Below are 13786 nucleotides of genomic sequence, written 5' to 3'. Positions count from 1 at the left end.
GCGGTTAACCGTTTTGCTGCGCACTTTGTTGCAGGTCCTTTCGGCGCTGCTCCCAATAAGCGAGCCGCTCGCGCACGCGCGCTTCGAAGCCGCGGTCGGTCGGTTCGTAGAAGGTCTGCGCCTCCATCTCCTGCGGCCAATAGTCCTGGCCTGAAAAGCCCTCTTCCGACGCATGGTCGTAGGCATAGCCTTTGCCATAGCCGACATTCTTCATCAGCTTGGTCGGCGCGTTGAGGATGTGCATCGGCGGCATCAGCGAGCCGGTCTCTTGCGCCGAGCGCCACGCCGCCTTCTGCGCGGCATAGACGGCATTCGATTTGGGAGCGGTCGCGAGATACAGGCAGGCCTGCGCGATGCCGATCTCGCCTTCCGGCGAGCCAAGGAAGTCGTACATCTCCTTGGCCGCGAGGCACTGCAGCAGCGCATTTGGGTCGGCCATGCCGATGTCCTCGACGGCGGCACGCGTGAGCCGCCGCAGCAGGTACAGCGGCTCCTCCCCGGCGACGATCATCCGCGCGAGATAATAGAGCGCTGCCTGCGGGTCCGAGCCGCGGATGCTTTTGTGAAGCGCCGAGATGAGGTTGTAGTGACCCTCCCGGTCCTTGTCGTAGACCGGGACGCGGCGGTTCAGGAGCTCGCTGAGCTCGGCAGGCCCGAGCGGCTGTTCGATGGCGATCGAGAACAATGTCTCGACCTGGTTGAGCAGAAAGCGGCCGTCGCCGTCCGCGCTGGCGATCAGCGCTTCTCGCGCTTCCGGAGTGACGGGAAGGTCCCGCTCGATGAGCGCTTCGGCTCGGCGGACCAACTCGTCGAGCGCCGCGTGGTCGAGGCGGCGGAGAATCAGCACCTGGCAGCGTGACAGCAGCGCGGCGTTGATCTCGAAGCTCGGGTTCTCGGTGGTGGCGCCGACGAGCGTGACGGTGCCGTCCTCGACATAAGGGAGGAAGCCGTCCTGCTGGGCGCGGTTGAAGCGGTGGATCTCGTCCACGAAGAGCAAGGTCTTCTGGCCGGCGCGCGCAGCGGTCTTCGCCTCGGCGAAAATCTTCTTGAGGTCGGCGACTCCGGAGAAAACCGCTGACACGGCGACGAAGCGCAGGCCGACGGCATCGGCGAGAAGGCGGGCGATGCTGGTCTTGCCGGTCCCCGGCGGGCCCCACAGGATCATGGACGCGAGGCGCCCGGCGGCCACCATGCGGCCGATCGCACCCTCGGGGCCGGTCAAGTGCTCCTGTCCCACCACCTCGGCGAGAGATGTCGGCCGTAGCCGGTCGGCGAGCGGCGCTGCCTCGGCACGTGCCTCATCGGCAGGATCGGACATCGGCTGATCGGCAAACAGGTCGGCCATCGCGGGGGCGATCCTTAATCGCGGATCAGGAAAATGCACGGGGAGGCTTGCTGGCGACTGCTCTAAGATATATCTAAGACGCATCACGAAGGAGTCTTTATGCGACAAAGAGATCATAGCTGCGGGCCGCGCGGGCGCATCCACTTCAGCTTTCCGGAAGGGCTGATGGCCATGCGCGGCGGCCGCGGGTGGCAGGGAAATTGGGGTCCGTTCCACTTCGACATCGGCGACGGGCCGGGCGGCGGCGGACGTGGCCGGCGGGGCCGCCGCCGGATGTTCGAAAGCGGCGAGCTGCGGCTCGTGCTCCTCAAGCTGATCGCCGACCAGCCGCGCCACGGATACGACCTGATCCGCGCCGTCGAGGAGCTGACCGGCGGCGAATATGGGCCCAGCCCCGGCGTCGTTTACCCGACGCTGACGCTGCTCCAGGACATGGGGCTGATCGAGGAAGCGGAAGGGGAAGGCGCCCGGAGGCCCTTCCAGGTAACCGATGCCGGCCGCGCGCACCTCGAGGAAAATCAGGCTGACGTCGAGGAGTTGATTGGCCGCCTCGAAGAGCTCGATCCCGGAGAGCGGCCGACCGCGGGCCCGGCAATCGGACGGGCCGTGAAGAACCTGATGACCGCGCTCAGCCATCGCGTCGGTCGCGACGGGCTCGACGACGATCTGCTGCACGAGATTGCCGCGATCCTCGACGAGGCCGCGCAGCGGATCGAGCGCGTCAAGTAAGTCGCTTAGCGGCCGGTGATCCGCGCAAGGCGTTCGCGCTTGACGATCGCGTGCTTGTAGGCGCGGATCACCGCCGAATTGATCCTGTCCCAATCCATGGTTTCGGCAAAGGCGAGGCCTGCTTCGCCATGCCGGCGGCGAAGGTCGGGATCCTTGGCATAAGCAGCCAGGGCATCCGCAAAGGCGTCGGGCTCATATTCATCAACGAGCGTGCCGGTGACGCCGTCGCGGACAATGTTCGTGGTTCCGCTCGCCTCGGCGGCGACGACCGGCAGCCCGCAGGCCATGGCTTCGAGCGTGACGTTGCCGAAGGTCTCCGTCACCGACGGGTTGAGCAGCACGTCGGTGCTTGCCAGCGCATGCGCAAGCTCCGCTCCGGTCAGCTCACCGGTGAATATTGCGGCCGGCAGCTGCTCCTCGAACCAGGAGCGGGCAGGCCCTTCGCCGATGACCACGACCTTGTGGTTGATCCCGCGCGCGGCGAGCGAGTGGATCGCCTCCGCGAACACGTCGAGGCCTTTTTCCATCACCAGCCGACCGAGGAAGGCGACTGCCAGCTCGCCGTCGGCAAGACCGAGCGAGCGCCGCCACTCTATGTCCCGGCGGCCGGGATTGAACTGCTCGCGGTCGATGCCGCGCGCCCAGATTTCGATGTCGCGGTTCATCCGCTGGTCGCGGAGGATGGCAGCGGTCGATTCCGCCGGCGCCAGCACCACTTCGCAGCGTGAGTAGAAGCGGCGCAGGATCGCGCGAACCTCGGGCTCCAGCCATTGCAGTCGGTAGTAGGACAGATAGGTTTCGAAGCGCGTGTGGACGGAGGCGACCGCGGCAACCTTGTGGTTGCGCGCCCAGCTGATTGCGCGGTGCGACACGATATCCGGGCTGGCGACATGAACCACGTTCGGGTTGAACGCAGCAAGGTCGCGTTTCAGTCGCGACGGGATCGCGAGCGGAAGACGGTACTCGCCGCGGCCGGGGATCGGGACCGACGGCACGCTGACGAGATCGCCCGTCGCGGGGAATGCGGGCTCGTCGACCGTCGGAGAATAAACCCGGACGTGCACGCCCTGGCGGAGCAGGTAGCCGACAAGGCGGTTGAGCGCCTGGTTGGCGCCGTCGCGCACATAATTGTAATTGCCCGAAAAGAGGGCCACGCGGAGGTCGCTCGGCTGCACGGCGACCTATTAGGAGGTTCTGGTTGAGCGTCAAAGTGGGGTTGCCGCCGATCGCTCGGAGCGACGCGCGCCTGTTCATCCTCGGCAGCTTGCCGGGCGATGCCTCCCTCAACGCCCAGCGCTACTACGCGCATCTGACCAACCAGTTCTGGCGGCTCCTCGGCAATGCGATCGGGGAGGAACTTCACGGCCTTCGCTATGACGAGCGGCTGGCGGTGCTCGCCCGGCGCCGGATCGGCCTGTGGGACGTGATCGCCGCCGCCAAGCGGCCGGGCAGCCTCGACCAGGCGATCCGCGAAGCCGAGCACAACCGGGTGGACCATCTGCTCCGCGATTATCCGGACCTGCGCGCAATCGCCTTCAACGGGACGACGGCGGCCACTGCGGGGCGGCGCCTGATCGGCGTCCCGCCGAGCGGATTGCGGCTCATCGACCTCCCGTCTTCGAGCGCCGCGAACACCCGGCCGCTGGCCGAGAAATCCTCGGCGTGGGCGGTGCTCAGCGAATATGTCGCGCCATAGGAGCTTAAGCTTGCGCGGCGCGTAGAGGGATGCATGATCGAACCGATGATTACTCCTGAAGAAGAGGTCGAGGACAGCGACAAGAGGCTGTCCATGGTCGACGAGGCGCTGGTCGCCGGCACCATCGCGAATACGAATGGCTTGTTGGTGATCCTCGCCAAGCTGGTCGCCCGCGGCGTGTTCGACCGCGACGACCTTCACGCCTTTTCGGACAGCTATTCAAAGCCGCTCGACCATGTCGGCATGCGCGAGAACGAACTGGTCAGCCAGATGCAGGACCAGATGGAATCGACCCTTGCCGAGCTGATGCGTTTCTTGAGCGAACGCGACCGGGACGGCTGATCCGAAAACGGGGCTCTTGACACCGTACCATGGTACGGAACCTATATGGCCTTCCGACGAGTTCACCAGGAGTTGTGAGATGTCGGACATGACCAATCATCCGACCGCAGTGAAGAAGGCGGTCCTCTATCGCATGGTGATGGATCACCATGTCTGCCCGTACGGACTGAAGGCGCGCGACCTGCTGCGCCGATCCGGCTACGAAGTCGAAGACCATCATCTCCGCACGCGTGAGGAAACCGACGCGTTCAAGGCCGAGCACGGGGTCGCGACGACGCCCCAGGTGTTCATCGCCGGCCAGCGGGTCGGCGGCTATGACGACCTCCGCCGCTTCCTTGGCAAGCGCGTCGCCGATCCCAAGGCGACCAGCTACACGCCGGTGCTGGTGCTGTTCGGGCTCAGCGCGCTGATGGCGATCGCCGGCACCTTTGCGGTCGACGGACAGCTGTTCAATCGGCGGACGCTCCAGTGGTTCGTCGCCTTCGGCATGACCGTCTTGGCGATGCTCAAGCTCCAGAACATCGAGACTTTCTCGACCATGTTCCTGAACTACGACCTGCTCGCCAAGCGCTGGGTCCCGTACGGTTACGTCTACGCGTTCGCCGAAGCGGCCGCCGGCATCCTGATGATTGCCGACGTGCTTCACTGGCTGTCGTCGGCGATCGCCTTATTCATCGGGACGATCGGCGCAGTGTCCGTGATCAAGGCCGTCTACATCGACAAGCGCGAGCTCAAATGCGCGTGCGTCGGCGGATCGAGCAACGTGCCCTTGGGCTTCATCTCGCTGACGGAAAATCTGGCGATGATCGCCATGGCCTTCTGGATGGTGTCGATGTGAACGGCTATGCTGTTCAAATGAAAGCCGTTCTGGCGCAACTGCTGCTGCTGGTTTCGGTGCTGCTGATGCCCCTCGGGATGTCAGCGGCACCGGCCGCGGTGCCGCACCATGCGGACAATGCTTCGGCGATGCCGATGGAGCATTGCCCGGACCGCAAGGCACCCAAGGACCAGCATCGCGGCTTCGCCGAATGCACCATGGCCTGCGCCGCGGCGTTGCCTGCCGCAGATGCCCGGCCGAGCGCCGGCATGGCGCTGGTCTGCACGCCCGAGCGGCCGGAAACTGCCGAACAGCTGCCAAGCCTCGCGCCTGAAACCGCCACGCCACCTCCGAAGCGCTCCTGACCGTCGACCAGGATCCACGCACTTTCAGGAGAATTCAAAATGATCATCATGATCGCATCCGTCGCCCTTGCCGCCGCAGCACCGCAGGCGGCGCCGGCACCGGCTCCGCAGCCGCAGGGCCACATGCAGCACATGCAGCACAAGCCGGTGGACGGCAAAGGCGAGCAGAAGAAGATGGATTGCTGCGCCTGCTGCAAGGACATGGCCAAGCATGAAGCCGGCCATGACGAGCATGCCGAACACGGCGCCCACTAGCTGAATCTCGCGCCGGCGCCGCCCTTAACCGCGGCGCCGGCGATCCCCGGAGAAGAAACCGTGAAAACCGTATTCCGTACGGCGGTCAGCGCTGTCGCGCTGGTGACCGCCGCGCCCGCGCTGGCGCAGCACCAGCACCAGCACCAGCAAACGCCTGACATGACCATGCCGCCCCAAGCTGCCCCGCAGCCGCAGCCGCAGCAGCAAACCCCCGCCACCCCAATGGACCATCACAAGATGAACCATGGCACGGCCGAAGGAGCTCATGCCTCTCACCAGATGAGCGGCGCGCTTGGCGGCTACCCAATGGAGCGCGAAGCTTCGGGCACTGCCTGGCAGCCTGACAACAGCGAGCACATGGGCGCGATGACCACGTCCGGCGACTGGACGCTGATGGGACACGGCGTCCTCAACCTGGTCGCCGACCGTCAGTCCGGTCCGCGTGGTGACGAGAAGCTGTTCGCCAGCGGCATGCTGATGGGCATGGCCCGGCGGCCGCTCGGCAATGGAACACTGCAGCTGCGGGCGAGCCTCAGCCCCGATCCCTTGATGGGGAAGAGCGGCTATCCGCTGCTCCTTGCCAGCGGCGAGACGGCGAATGGCGAGGACCGGCTGATCGACCGCCAGCACCCGCACGACCTATTTATGGAGCTGTCCGCATCCGTGTCGCAGAACATCGGGCGCAAGAGCAGCATCTTCCTTTACGGCGGACTCCCCGGCGAGTCGGCCTTCGGGCCGCCGGCATTCATGCACCGCGAGGCGATCATGGATTCGCCGGAAGCGCCGATCAGCCACCACTGGCTCGATTCGACGCACATCAGTTTCGGCGTCCTGACCGCCGGCATCGTGGTGGATAGGGTGAAGCTGGAAGTGAGCCGCTTCAATGGCCGCGAGCCCGACGAGCATCGCTACGACATCGAGACCGGCAAGCTCGACTCGACCGCGGTGCGGCTGTCGTGGAACCCGACCAACGAGCTGTCGCTGCAAGGAAGCTGGGGCAAGTTCGTCGACCCGGAACAGCTGGAGCCGGGGGTCGACCAAAAGCGGTGGTCGGCCAGCCTGCTCTATGCGCGCGAGGTGGCGCCCGGCTGGAAGCTGGCGGGTACGCTCGCCTGGGGCCGCAAGACCATCGAGCACCATGGTGAGGCGCTGAAGGACGATGCCTTCGTCGCGGAAGCGTCGGTCAAGCACGGACCATGGACAATGTTCGGCCGCGGCGAGGTCACGGAGAATCGCGAGTTGGTCGCCGCCGACGAGCACGGCCCTGCCTATCGCGTCGGCAAGGTGTCGCTGGGCGCGGTCCGCGACTTCCGCATTGCCGACCATCTGTCGATCGGTGCCGGCGGGCTGTTCTCGGTAAACTTCGTGCCCGACGCATTGGCCCCTGCCTATGGCGGCCACAATCCGACCGGCGCGATGGCCTTCGTGAGGCTCAAGCTGCATTGATCAAGCAGCGGAGGGGCGGCGACGGCGCGATTGACTAGCGGTCGATCAGCCCACATATGGCCGCCCTTCCGCGCAAGTGGCCCCTTCGTCTAGCGGTCTAGGACGTCGCCCTCTCACGGCGAAAACACGGGTTCGAGTCCCGTAGGGGTCACCACCGCTTCGCGGCATTCATTTTCTCGATCAACGCTCCGACATAGGCCTGGGCGGGACTGCCGGCGGTCAGCCATTCGCGAATGATCGCCGCTATGCGGGGCGCGGCTCGGCCGTCGCCGTAGGGGAGGGCGCGGCGGCTCATGGCGGCGCGGACGAGCGGATCGCGGAGCAGCGTGCGCGCTTCCCCGACTATCCGCTCAGTCGAGGTGCCGACAAGCCGGCAATTGCCCGACGCGACACCTTCCGGCCGCTCGGTCTTGTCGCGAAGCACCAGCAAGGGGACGCCGAGCGCCGGCGCTTCCTCCTGGATGCCGCCGGAATCGCTGAGCACCAGGTCGGCATCGCGAAGGAGGCGGAGCAGCTCAAGATGGGCGCATGGCTCAAGGAGCTCGATTCCGGAGCGGTCGCGAAGCAGTGCCTCCATGCGCGCCCGAACCGCGGGGTTCGGGTGAAGGATGAACTGTGCGTCGCAGCCGCCGTCCGAGGTGAGGGCAACCACGGCCGCGGCGATCGACTGCAGGCCCTCGCCCCAGCTTTCCCGGCGGTGGCAGGTGACGAGAAGACGCGGCTTCGTGCGCTCGCAAAGGCCGAGCGGCGGCAGGCGTCTTTCCGCGGCTAGCAGGGCGTCGATCCCAATATTGCCGGTTTCATGGATTGATCCCGGAACGCCTTCAGCCCGGAGGTTGGCGGCCGATCCGGCGGTCGGGGCGAACAGCAGGTGCGCCTTAGCGTCGATCGCAACCCGATATTCTTCCTCAGGCCAAGGCAGCTGCGGGTCGTGTGTGCGAAGTCCGGCCTCGACATGCGCCACCGGAACGCCCGCTGTGAACGCCGCAAGGGCCCCGCCAAGAGCAGTCGAGGTGTCGCCTTGGACGATGACGAGATCTGGGCGCGGCGCGAATTTCGCCAGCATTGCCGCCGTGACCGCGCGCACATGACGATGCGGGTCCCGCTGGCCCGAGCAGCCGAGATGGATGCTCGCGAACGCCTCGAGACCATGATCTTCCGCCCGCAACGTTGCGTGCTGGCCGGTGAAGATGATCGACGGCGGGAGGCCGGCGGCCGCCAACGCCTTGGCGAGCGGCTCGAGCTTGATCGCCTCGGGCCTGGTGCCGATGACTAGCCGTATATCCGCGACACGCAGACGTCCCCCTAGCTCGGCAGGGGCAGTTTGCCTCCACTATGGAGTGAGTTCAAGCCGGGCTGCGCGCCTCAGCGGAAGTTGTCGGCGTAGGCCTGCAGTTTCAGCCGCACCGGCGCGGCGGGCACGAGGTGATAGTGGAGCCCGTGCTTCTCGCAGTAGGCGACCGCCGCTTCCTTCGTCGAAAAGGCGAGCCGCACTTGAGGGTTGGTATCGCCCGACCCGTTCCAGCCGGTCAGCGGATCGGGGCGAAGCGGCTCCTGCCGTTCGAACTCGAGCACCCACTTGCCGGCATTGGCGCGGCCGGACTGAGTGCTCTTGCGCTCCTGCTCGGAAATGCGGGCTACGGTCATCGCCGCTGCAGGTGGCAAAGTGCCGCCATCAAATCAAGCGAAGTCAGAAGATCCCACCGCCGAGCGACAGGCGCACGACCGCGATCAGGATCACGAACAAGTTGAGGTTCCGCCCGGTTGTCCCGCGCGAGATGATGCCGATGGCGCCACCGACCACTGCCAGCGGGATGATCAGCCAGTTGGCCCAGCCGAGCAGCGGGATGAAGGCGACGAGCGCACAGAGGAGCGCGACGACGCCGATGATGATCGAGACGAGGTTGAACATGCGCGCGCCTTACCATCACTCCGGCGCTTGCGGGAGGCGCGGCGCACGGACCAGCGCGATGACGTACAGCACGAGCGCGGTCCAGATAGCCGGGAAAGCGATTGCGTGAGCGGTGGTGAAGGGCTCGCCATAGAGAAGCACGGCCATCAGGAACTGGAGCGTCGGCGCGAGGAACTGGAGCATGCCCAAAGTCGAATAAGGGAGGCGCTTGGCCGCCGCGGTGAACAGGAGAAGCGGGGTCGTGGAAACCACGCCGGCGATCAGCAGCAAGGCGGTGTCTTCCCAGCTGGCGCCGAACACCGGATGCGAGAATATGGCCATCCAGCCGAGCCAGGCGGCGGCGAGCGGAAGCAGCATTGTCGTTTCAATCGCGAGGCCGGTGACCGCATCGGTCGGGACGATCTTCCGAATCAGGCCGTACAGCGCGAAGCTGACGCACATCGAGAGGCTGAGCCACAGCTGCGCAAGCGCGCCCGCGGCGAGGACGCTGATGCCCGCCGCGGCGATCGCAACGGCCGCCCACTGCATGCGCGAAAGTCTCTCACCCAACACGAAGCGGCCGAGGAGCACGTTGGCGAGCGGGTTCAGATAATAGCCGAAGCTTGCCGCCAGGATGTGGCCGCTGGTCACCGCATAAACGTAAAGCAGCCAGTTGGCCCCGATCAGGATAGCGGTGACGAAGAGCAGGGCCAGGGTAGCCGGGCGAGCGAGTGCGGCACGCACGTTGCTCCAGCCTGAGCCAACGGCAAGCAAAGCGGCAAGCACCGGGAGGGACCACAGGATGCGATGAGCGACGATGTCGACGGCCGGGATGCCGCCGAGCGCTTTGAAATAGAACGGAAGCACGCCCCACAAAGCGTAGGCGCTCAGTCCGAGCGCAAAGCCGCCGCGGGCGTGACGGTCGGCTGCGGCTGCTTCGGCTGCTTCGGCGGGCTTGTTCATCGCGCGCCCGCCTAGCGGCGGTGAGCGCCGGGTGAAAGATCGTGGTGACCGGCCGCTTGGTTGAAACCGAATGAGCCAGGTGTCAGTTAGTGACGCAAGCGGAACGGGGAGGTCGATCATCTCATTGGCGAGGCAGGGAAGCGGAGCAATGAGGCTGAGCGCCCTGGTGGCGCTTGCACTCCTCGCAGGCTGCGCGGGTAAGAAGCTTCCGCCGGGCGTCAGTCCCAGCGTCGAGGTCGGCGCGCCGCTCAAGGCGGAAGTCTGGAAAAGCGTTGCGACCACGCAGGACGAGAACCGGCTCGATCGGCTTGGACTCGCCTGGCAGGAAGCGCTCGCCGAGGCGAAACGGAGCAATCCCGGCGAGGTTCGCAAGGAAGGAAAATTGCTCCTTCCGCGTGGCGCGCTGGCCAAGCCCGACCCAACGCCCGGCAGCTACAATTGCCGGCTGATCACGCTCGGCAAGGCGACCGCAAAGGGCAGGGCATTCGAAAGCTTCAAGCCCTTCTTCTGCTATGTCGAGGTCGAAAGCGGGCAGCTAACCATCGTCAAGCAGACCGGCAGCCAGCGCCCGGTCGGCCGTCTTTGGGAAGATGACGACGAAACGCGGATGATCTTCCTCGGCAGCCTTGCGCTCGGCGACGAGGAGCAGCCCCTTGCCTATGGCGACAATCCGAAGCGCGACATGGCCGGCGTCGTCGAGCGGATCGGCGCCTTCCGCTGGCGCCTCGTCATCCCGTGGCCGCAAGCCACATCGAAGCTCCAGGTTTTCGAGCTGACGCCGGTGGACTTCGCCCAGCAGCCCCAGTGAGCGAGTAAGCGTGAGCGAAGCAGGGCTGCTCGCCGACCCGGCCGAGGTGCGGGCAATCCTCATTGCCTCGGCGCGCGCCGGCGAGGCGATCAGCTATTCCGAAGTGCTCGGGCTACTCGGCCACGCATTCACGCGGCCCAAGATGCGGGCGCTGTGCAAGGTGCTCACCTATGTTGATGATGAAGCGGAAGCGCGCGGCGAGCCGGAGCTAGCGGTACTGGTCGTGCGCCAGTCCGACGGCCTGCCGGGGCAGGGCTGGTGGATCGGCGGCGCGAAGAAGCATGATTACAAGGGGCTGTGGGAAGGTCCCGCGGCCGCCAAGCTGATCCGCAAGATCCAGGGGCGGGCGTTCAAATATTGGGCGGGACGAGAGGCTTAGCTTCGGCTAATCGGCGCCGCGTGAGCGAAGGACGCACTTTCACCGTCAGCGAGGACGACGACGGCATTCGCCTCGACCGCTGGTTCAAGCGGCACATGCCGGACGTCAGCTTCAACATCGTCTCGCGCTGGGCACGGACGGGGCAGTTGCGGGTGGCCGGCAAGCGGGCCCTGCCGGGCGACCGGCTCGAGGCCGGGCAGGAGATCCGGGTGCCGCCGCCCGAGGCGCAGCCCGCGCGAACGGCGCGTCCGCAGCGGCAGCGCGAAGTGCTGACGGCCGAGGAAGAGCAGCTCGTCCGCGACATGGTGATCTACCGCGACCGCCATGCTTTCGTGCTCAACAAGCCTCCGGGCCTTGCGACGCAGGGCGGCACCAAGACAACGCAGCACCTCGACCGACTGCTCGACGGGCTTGCCGACGATGAGGGCGCGCGGCCGAAGCTCGTGCACCGGCTCGACAAGGACACGTCCGGCGCCTTGCTGGTCGCCCGCAGCGCGCGTGCGGCGGCCCATTTCTCCCGAGCTTTTTCGGGGCGCACGGCGCGCAAGGTCTATTGGGCGCTGGTGGTCGGCGACGTGTCAGGGGAAGAGGGGCTGATCGATGCGCCGCTCGCCAAGCAGCCGGGCACCGGCGGCGAGAAGATGCACATCAGCGAGGAACATGGGCTGCCCGCCAAGACCCGCTGGCGCGTGATCGATCGCGCGGGCAACCGCACGGCTTGGGTCGAGCTGCAGCCGCTGACCGGCCGCACGCACCAGCTTCGCGCGCACATGGCGGCGATGGGCCACCCGATCGTGGGCGACGCCAAATATGGCGGCCAGGACGCGTTCCTGACCGGCGGCGTCAGCCGCAAGCTTCACCTCCATGCGCGGAGCATCCGCATCGATGCCGTCGAAGGCGGCAAGATCGACGTCACCGCCGACCTTCCACCCCATTTTGCAGAAAGTCTCGAGACTCTGGGTTTCAGCCAGATGACCGGCGACTTCATGCCCCTGGACCAGAAGCCGGAGCCGACGCGCGAGGCAAAGAAGCGCAAGGCGGTGGCCATCGCCAAGGACAAGAGGCGAGAGCGCCGGGGCGAGCGGCGCTCGCGTGGGGCTCAGCCACAATCGAAGTCGAAGCCGAAGCGGCGATGAACCGCGTCGCCATCTTCGACTGCGACGGCACGCTCGTCGACAGCGGCCGCACCATCTACCGCGCTCTCAAGACCGCGTTCGAAGAAAATGGGCTGGAGCTTCCGCCGCCCGAGGTGTCCAGCCGGATCATCGGTCTCAGCCTCAACGAGGCGATGGCAGCCTTGCTGCCGGATGCGAGCGCGGCGCAGCACGTCGCTTTGGCCGAAGACTATAAACGGGCCTTCTGGAACCTGCGGGCAGCCGGGCAGGTGGAGGAGCCGCTTTACGAGGGCGTCCTCGACCTCCTCGATGCGCTGGAGAGCGACGGCTGGCTGCTGGCGGTGGCAACGGGCAAGTCGGATCGCGGGCTCAAGCATTGCCTTGAAAGCCACGACATCCACGCGCGCTTCGTGTCGCTGCAGACCAGCGACCGGCACCCGTCGAAACCCCACCGGTCGATGGTCGACCAGGCGATCGCGGATGCCGGCGCGTCGCCGGAGACAAGCATCGTCGTCGGCGACACCAGCTTCGACATGGCGATGGCGGTGAATGCCGGGGCCAGGGGCATCGGCGCCGGCTGGGGCTATCATCCGGCGGATGAATTGCTCGCGGCGGGCGCCGTTGCCGTCGCTCAGCGGCCGATCGAAGTGCTCACGCTGGTCAAGGAACATGTCGATGGCTGAAGACGACGCGCTCTGGCGCAAACGGCTGCTGCTCTACTCGCTGGTGCGCGCGGGCGGGCTTGCCGTGTTCATGCTGGGAATCGCGATCATCTACACGGACCTGGTCCGCGAAGGCGGCTGGCCACAGGTCGGGGCGATCGTCGCCATCCTTGGCGTGATCGACGCCTTGTTCGCGCCGCGGCTGCTCAAGCGCGCATGGGATCAGGAAGACGCACGCCGTCGATGAAGCGATTCTGGAAAGATGTCGGCGTTGAGCGTGAGGACGGCGGCTGGGCCGTTCACCTCGATGGCCGTCCTGTACGGACGCCCGCACGCGCGCCGTTGCTCGCGCCGACCGAGGGCTTGGCTGGAGCGATTGCCGACGAGTGGCGCGGTGTCGAGGAGACGGTCGATCCGCGCGCCATGCCGCTGACCGGCCTCGCCAATGCCGCCATCGACCGCGTGGCGCCGGACAGGGATGCGTTCGCTGCCGGGCTCGCGCGCTATGCCGAAGCCGATCTCGCCTGCTACCGGGCCGAAGGGCCGCGCGGACTCGTGAGCCGGCAGGAGGAAAGCTGGGACGCGCTGCTCGGCTGGGCTCGGCGGCGCTACGACATCGATTTCGCGACCACCTGCGGCATTGTCCACGTCGCGCAGCCGAGCGCGACGGTAACGCGGCTGAGTCGTGCCATCGGCACGCTCGACGGCTTTCGGCTGGCTGCGCTCTCGCCGCTGGTGACGATCGGCGGGTCGCTGGTCGCAGCGCTTGCCGTCGTCGAGAAAGCGATGAGCGCCGAAGCGGCGTGGGAAGCCGTCACGGTGGACGACCGCTGGCAGCTAGAACAATGGGGGGCGGACGCTGAGGCGGAAGCCGCGCTGGAAAACCGCCGCCGCGACTTCATGGCCGCAGCGAGGTTCCTTGAACTCCTTGATTAGCCGGTCCAGCATCCCCCCGGGGCATCCTGGCATGCGG

General features: G+C 66.5%; 19 protein-coding genes and 1 tRNA gene. 14 read left to right on the top strand and 6 right to left on the bottom strand.

Annotation, left to right across the window (positions count from 1 at the left end):
• Positions 1-4: 4 nt before the first annotated feature.
• Positions 5-1345 carry a replication-associated recombination protein A gene (locus VIL42_02955; GenBank protein HEY8591807.1) on the bottom strand — a complete coding sequence of 447 codons (1341 nt, stop codon included), beginning with the start codon at positions 1343-1345 and terminating at the stop codon, positions 5-7.
• 99 nt (positions 1346-1444) lie between these two features.
• Between VIL42_02955 and VIL42_02950 the strand changes: the two genes are divergently transcribed.
• Positions 1445-2074, top strand: coding sequence for a PadR family transcriptional regulator (locus VIL42_02950; protein ID HEY8591806.1), 630 nt, complete (start codon positions 1445-1447; stop codon positions 2072-2074).
• 5 nt (positions 2075-2079) lie between these two features.
• Here VIL42_02950 and VIL42_02945 read toward each other — a convergent pair whose 3' ends face one another.
• On the bottom strand, positions 2080-3249 hold the full coding sequence (locus tag VIL42_02945; GenBank protein ID HEY8591805.1) for a glycosyltransferase family 1 protein: 1170 nt from the start codon (positions 3247-3249) through the stop codon (positions 2080-2082).
• A gap of 23 nt (positions 3250-3272) precedes the next feature.
• Here VIL42_02945 and VIL42_02940 point away from each other — a divergent pair, with 23 nt between their 5' ends.
• The 7 genes from VIL42_02940 (at position 3273) to VIL42_02910 (ending at position 7149) form a co-directional block, all read left to right on the top strand.
• Positions 3273-3770, top strand: coding sequence for a DNA-deoxyinosine glycosylase (locus VIL42_02940; protein HEY8591804.1), 498 nt, complete (start codon positions 3273-3275; stop codon positions 3768-3770).
• Positions 3771-3803: 33 nt separating this feature from the next.
• Positions 3804-4112: a hypothetical protein gene (locus tag VIL42_02935; protein HEY8591803.1), complete on the top strand. Its 309-nt coding sequence runs from the start codon at positions 3804-3806 to the stop codon at positions 4110-4112.
• An 88-nt stretch (positions 4113-4200) separates the two neighbouring features.
• Positions 4201-4950 carry a glutaredoxin gene (locus VIL42_02930; protein HEY8591802.1) on the top strand — a complete coding sequence of 250 codons (750 nt, stop codon included), beginning with the start codon at positions 4201-4203 and terminating at the stop codon, positions 4948-4950.
• 17 nt (positions 4951-4967) lie between these two features.
• On the top strand, positions 4968-5294 hold the full coding sequence (locus VIL42_02925; GenBank protein HEY8591801.1) for a hypothetical protein: 327 nt from the start codon (positions 4968-4970) through the stop codon (positions 5292-5294).
• Between the two features lie 39 nt (positions 5295-5333).
• Positions 5334-5549 (top strand): hypothetical protein, encoded by a 216-nt coding sequence (locus VIL42_02920; GenBank protein ID HEY8591800.1) that lies wholly within the window; start codon positions 5334-5336, stop codon positions 5547-5549.
• 60 nt (positions 5550-5609) lie between these two features.
• Positions 5610-6995, top strand: coding sequence for a hypothetical protein (locus VIL42_02915; protein ID HEY8591799.1), 1386 nt, complete (start codon positions 5610-5612; stop codon positions 6993-6995).
• A 78-nt stretch (positions 6996-7073) separates the two neighbouring features.
• Positions 7074-7149: transfer RNA gene (locus VIL42_02910), tRNA-Glu, on the top strand.
• Here the strand turns inward: VIL42_02910 and wecB are convergent.
• From wecB to rarD, 4 genes are all read right to left on the bottom strand, one after another.
• Positions 7144-8265, bottom strand: coding sequence for a UDP-N-acetylglucosamine 2-epimerase (non-hydrolyzing) (gene wecB, locus VIL42_02905; protein ID HEY8591798.1), 1122 nt, complete (start codon positions 8263-8265; stop codon positions 7144-7146). The two genes, VIL42_02910 and wecB, sit on opposite strands and share 6 nt — an antisense overlap.
• A 95-nt stretch (positions 8266-8360) precedes the next feature.
• Positions 8361-8642, bottom strand: a complete 282-nt coding sequence (locus VIL42_02900) for an ETC complex I subunit (protein HEY8591797.1) — start codon at positions 8640-8642, stop codon at positions 8361-8363.
• Between the two features lie 43 nt (positions 8643-8685).
• On the bottom strand, positions 8686-8907 hold the full coding sequence (locus tag VIL42_02895) for a hypothetical protein (protein ID HEY8591796.1): 222 nt from the start codon (positions 8905-8907) through the stop codon (positions 8686-8688).
• A 15-nt stretch (positions 8908-8922) separates the two neighbouring features.
• A complete protein-coding gene (gene rarD, locus VIL42_02890; GenBank protein ID HEY8591795.1) occupies positions 8923-9849 on the bottom strand; it encodes an EamA family transporter RarD in 927 nt (308 codons plus the stop codon).
• Between the two features lie 148 nt (positions 9850-9997).
• On the opposite strand from rarD, the gene VIL42_02885 reads away from it, so the two are divergent.
• Genes VIL42_02885 through VIL42_02860 form a run of 6 tightly spaced genes read left to right on the top strand, consistent with a single transcriptional unit; the run spans position 9998 to position 13749 of the window.
• A complete protein-coding gene (locus tag VIL42_02885) occupies positions 9998-10657 on the top strand; it encodes a DUF4893 domain-containing protein (GenBank protein HEY8591794.1) in 660 nt (219 codons plus the stop codon).
• A gap of 10 nt (positions 10658-10667) precedes the next feature.
• On the top strand, positions 10668-11036 hold the full coding sequence (locus tag VIL42_02880) for a ribose-phosphate pyrophosphokinase (GenBank protein HEY8591793.1): 369 nt from the start codon (positions 10668-10670) through the stop codon (positions 11034-11036).
• A gap of 20 nt (positions 11037-11056) precedes the next feature.
• The gene (locus VIL42_02875; GenBank protein HEY8591792.1) at positions 11057-12172 is read left to right on the top strand and encodes an RluA family pseudouridine synthase; all 1116 of its coding nucleotides are present in this window, start codon (positions 11057-11059) and stop codon (positions 12170-12172) included.
• Positions 12169-12834 (top strand): HAD-IA family hydrolase, encoded by a 666-nt coding sequence (locus VIL42_02870; GenBank protein ID HEY8591791.1) that lies wholly within the window; start codon positions 12169-12171, stop codon positions 12832-12834. The genes VIL42_02875 and VIL42_02870 overlap by 4 nt, the downstream gene beginning before the upstream one ends.
• The gene (locus tag VIL42_02865; protein ID HEY8591790.1) at positions 12827-13060 is read left to right on the top strand and encodes a hypothetical protein; all 234 of its coding nucleotides are present in this window, start codon (positions 12827-12829) and stop codon (positions 13058-13060) included. Before VIL42_02870 ends, VIL42_02865 begins: the two co-directional genes overlap by 8 nt.
• Entirely contained in the window at positions 13057-13749 is a 693-nt protein-coding gene (locus VIL42_02860) for an ATP12 family protein (protein ID HEY8591789.1), read from the top strand. The genes VIL42_02865 and VIL42_02860 overlap by 4 nt, the downstream gene beginning before the upstream one ends.
• Positions 13750-13786 lie beyond the last annotated feature (37 nt).

It is taken from the genome of Sphingomicrobium sp. (assembly GCA_036563485.1).
In the GTDB taxonomy this organism is placed as follows: domain Bacteria; phylum Pseudomonadota; class Alphaproteobacteria; order Sphingomonadales; family Sphingomonadaceae; genus Sphingomicrobium.
The sequence above is the reverse complement of the archived record's forward strand: the minus strand, read 5'-3'. Positions and strand labels throughout refer to the sequence as shown.

Coding starts and splice junctions, on each gene's coding strand:
- rarD (HEY8591795.1), bottom strand. CDS start 9,849: ATGAACAAGCCCGCCGAAGCAGCCGAAGCAGCCGCAGCCGACCGTCAC.
- VIL42_02900 (HEY8591797.1), bottom strand. CDS start 8,642: ATGACCGTAGCCCGCATTTCCGAGCAGGAGCGCAAGAGCACTCAGTCC.
- VIL42_02870 (HEY8591791.1), top strand. CDS start 12,169: ATGAACCGCGTCGCCATCTTCGACTGCGACGGCACGCTCGTCGACAGC.
- VIL42_02895 (HEY8591796.1), bottom strand. CDS start 8,907: ATGTTCAACCTCGTCTCGATCATCATCGGCGTCGTCGCGCTCCTCTGT.
- VIL42_02955 (HEY8591807.1), bottom strand. CDS start 1,345: ATGGCCGACCTGTTTGCCGATCAGCCGATGTCCGATCCTGCCGATGAG.
- VIL42_02920 (HEY8591800.1), top strand. CDS start 5,334: ATGATCATCATGATCGCATCCGTCGCCCTTGCCGCCGCAGCACCGCAG.
- VIL42_02935 (HEY8591803.1), top strand. CDS start 3,804: ATGATCGAACCGATGATTACTCCTGAAGAAGAGGTCGAGGACAGCGAC.
- VIL42_02885 (HEY8591794.1), top strand. CDS start 9,998: ATGAGGCTGAGCGCCCTGGTGGCGCTTGCACTCCTCGCAGGCTGCGCG.
- VIL42_02930 (HEY8591802.1), top strand. CDS start 4,201: ATGACCAATCATCCGACCGCAGTGAAGAAGGCGGTCCTCTATCGCATG.
- VIL42_02860 (HEY8591789.1), top strand. CDS start 13,057: ATGAAGCGATTCTGGAAAGATGTCGGCGTTGAGCGTGAGGACGGCGGC.
- VIL42_02925 (HEY8591801.1), top strand. CDS start 4,968: ATGAAAGCCGTTCTGGCGCAACTGCTGCTGCTGGTTTCGGTGCTGCTG.
- VIL42_02865 (HEY8591790.1), top strand. CDS start 12,827: ATGGCTGAAGACGACGCGCTCTGGCGCAAACGGCTGCTGCTCTACTCG.
- VIL42_02950 (HEY8591806.1), top strand. CDS start 1,445: ATGCGACAAAGAGATCATAGCTGCGGGCCGCGCGGGCGCATCCACTTC.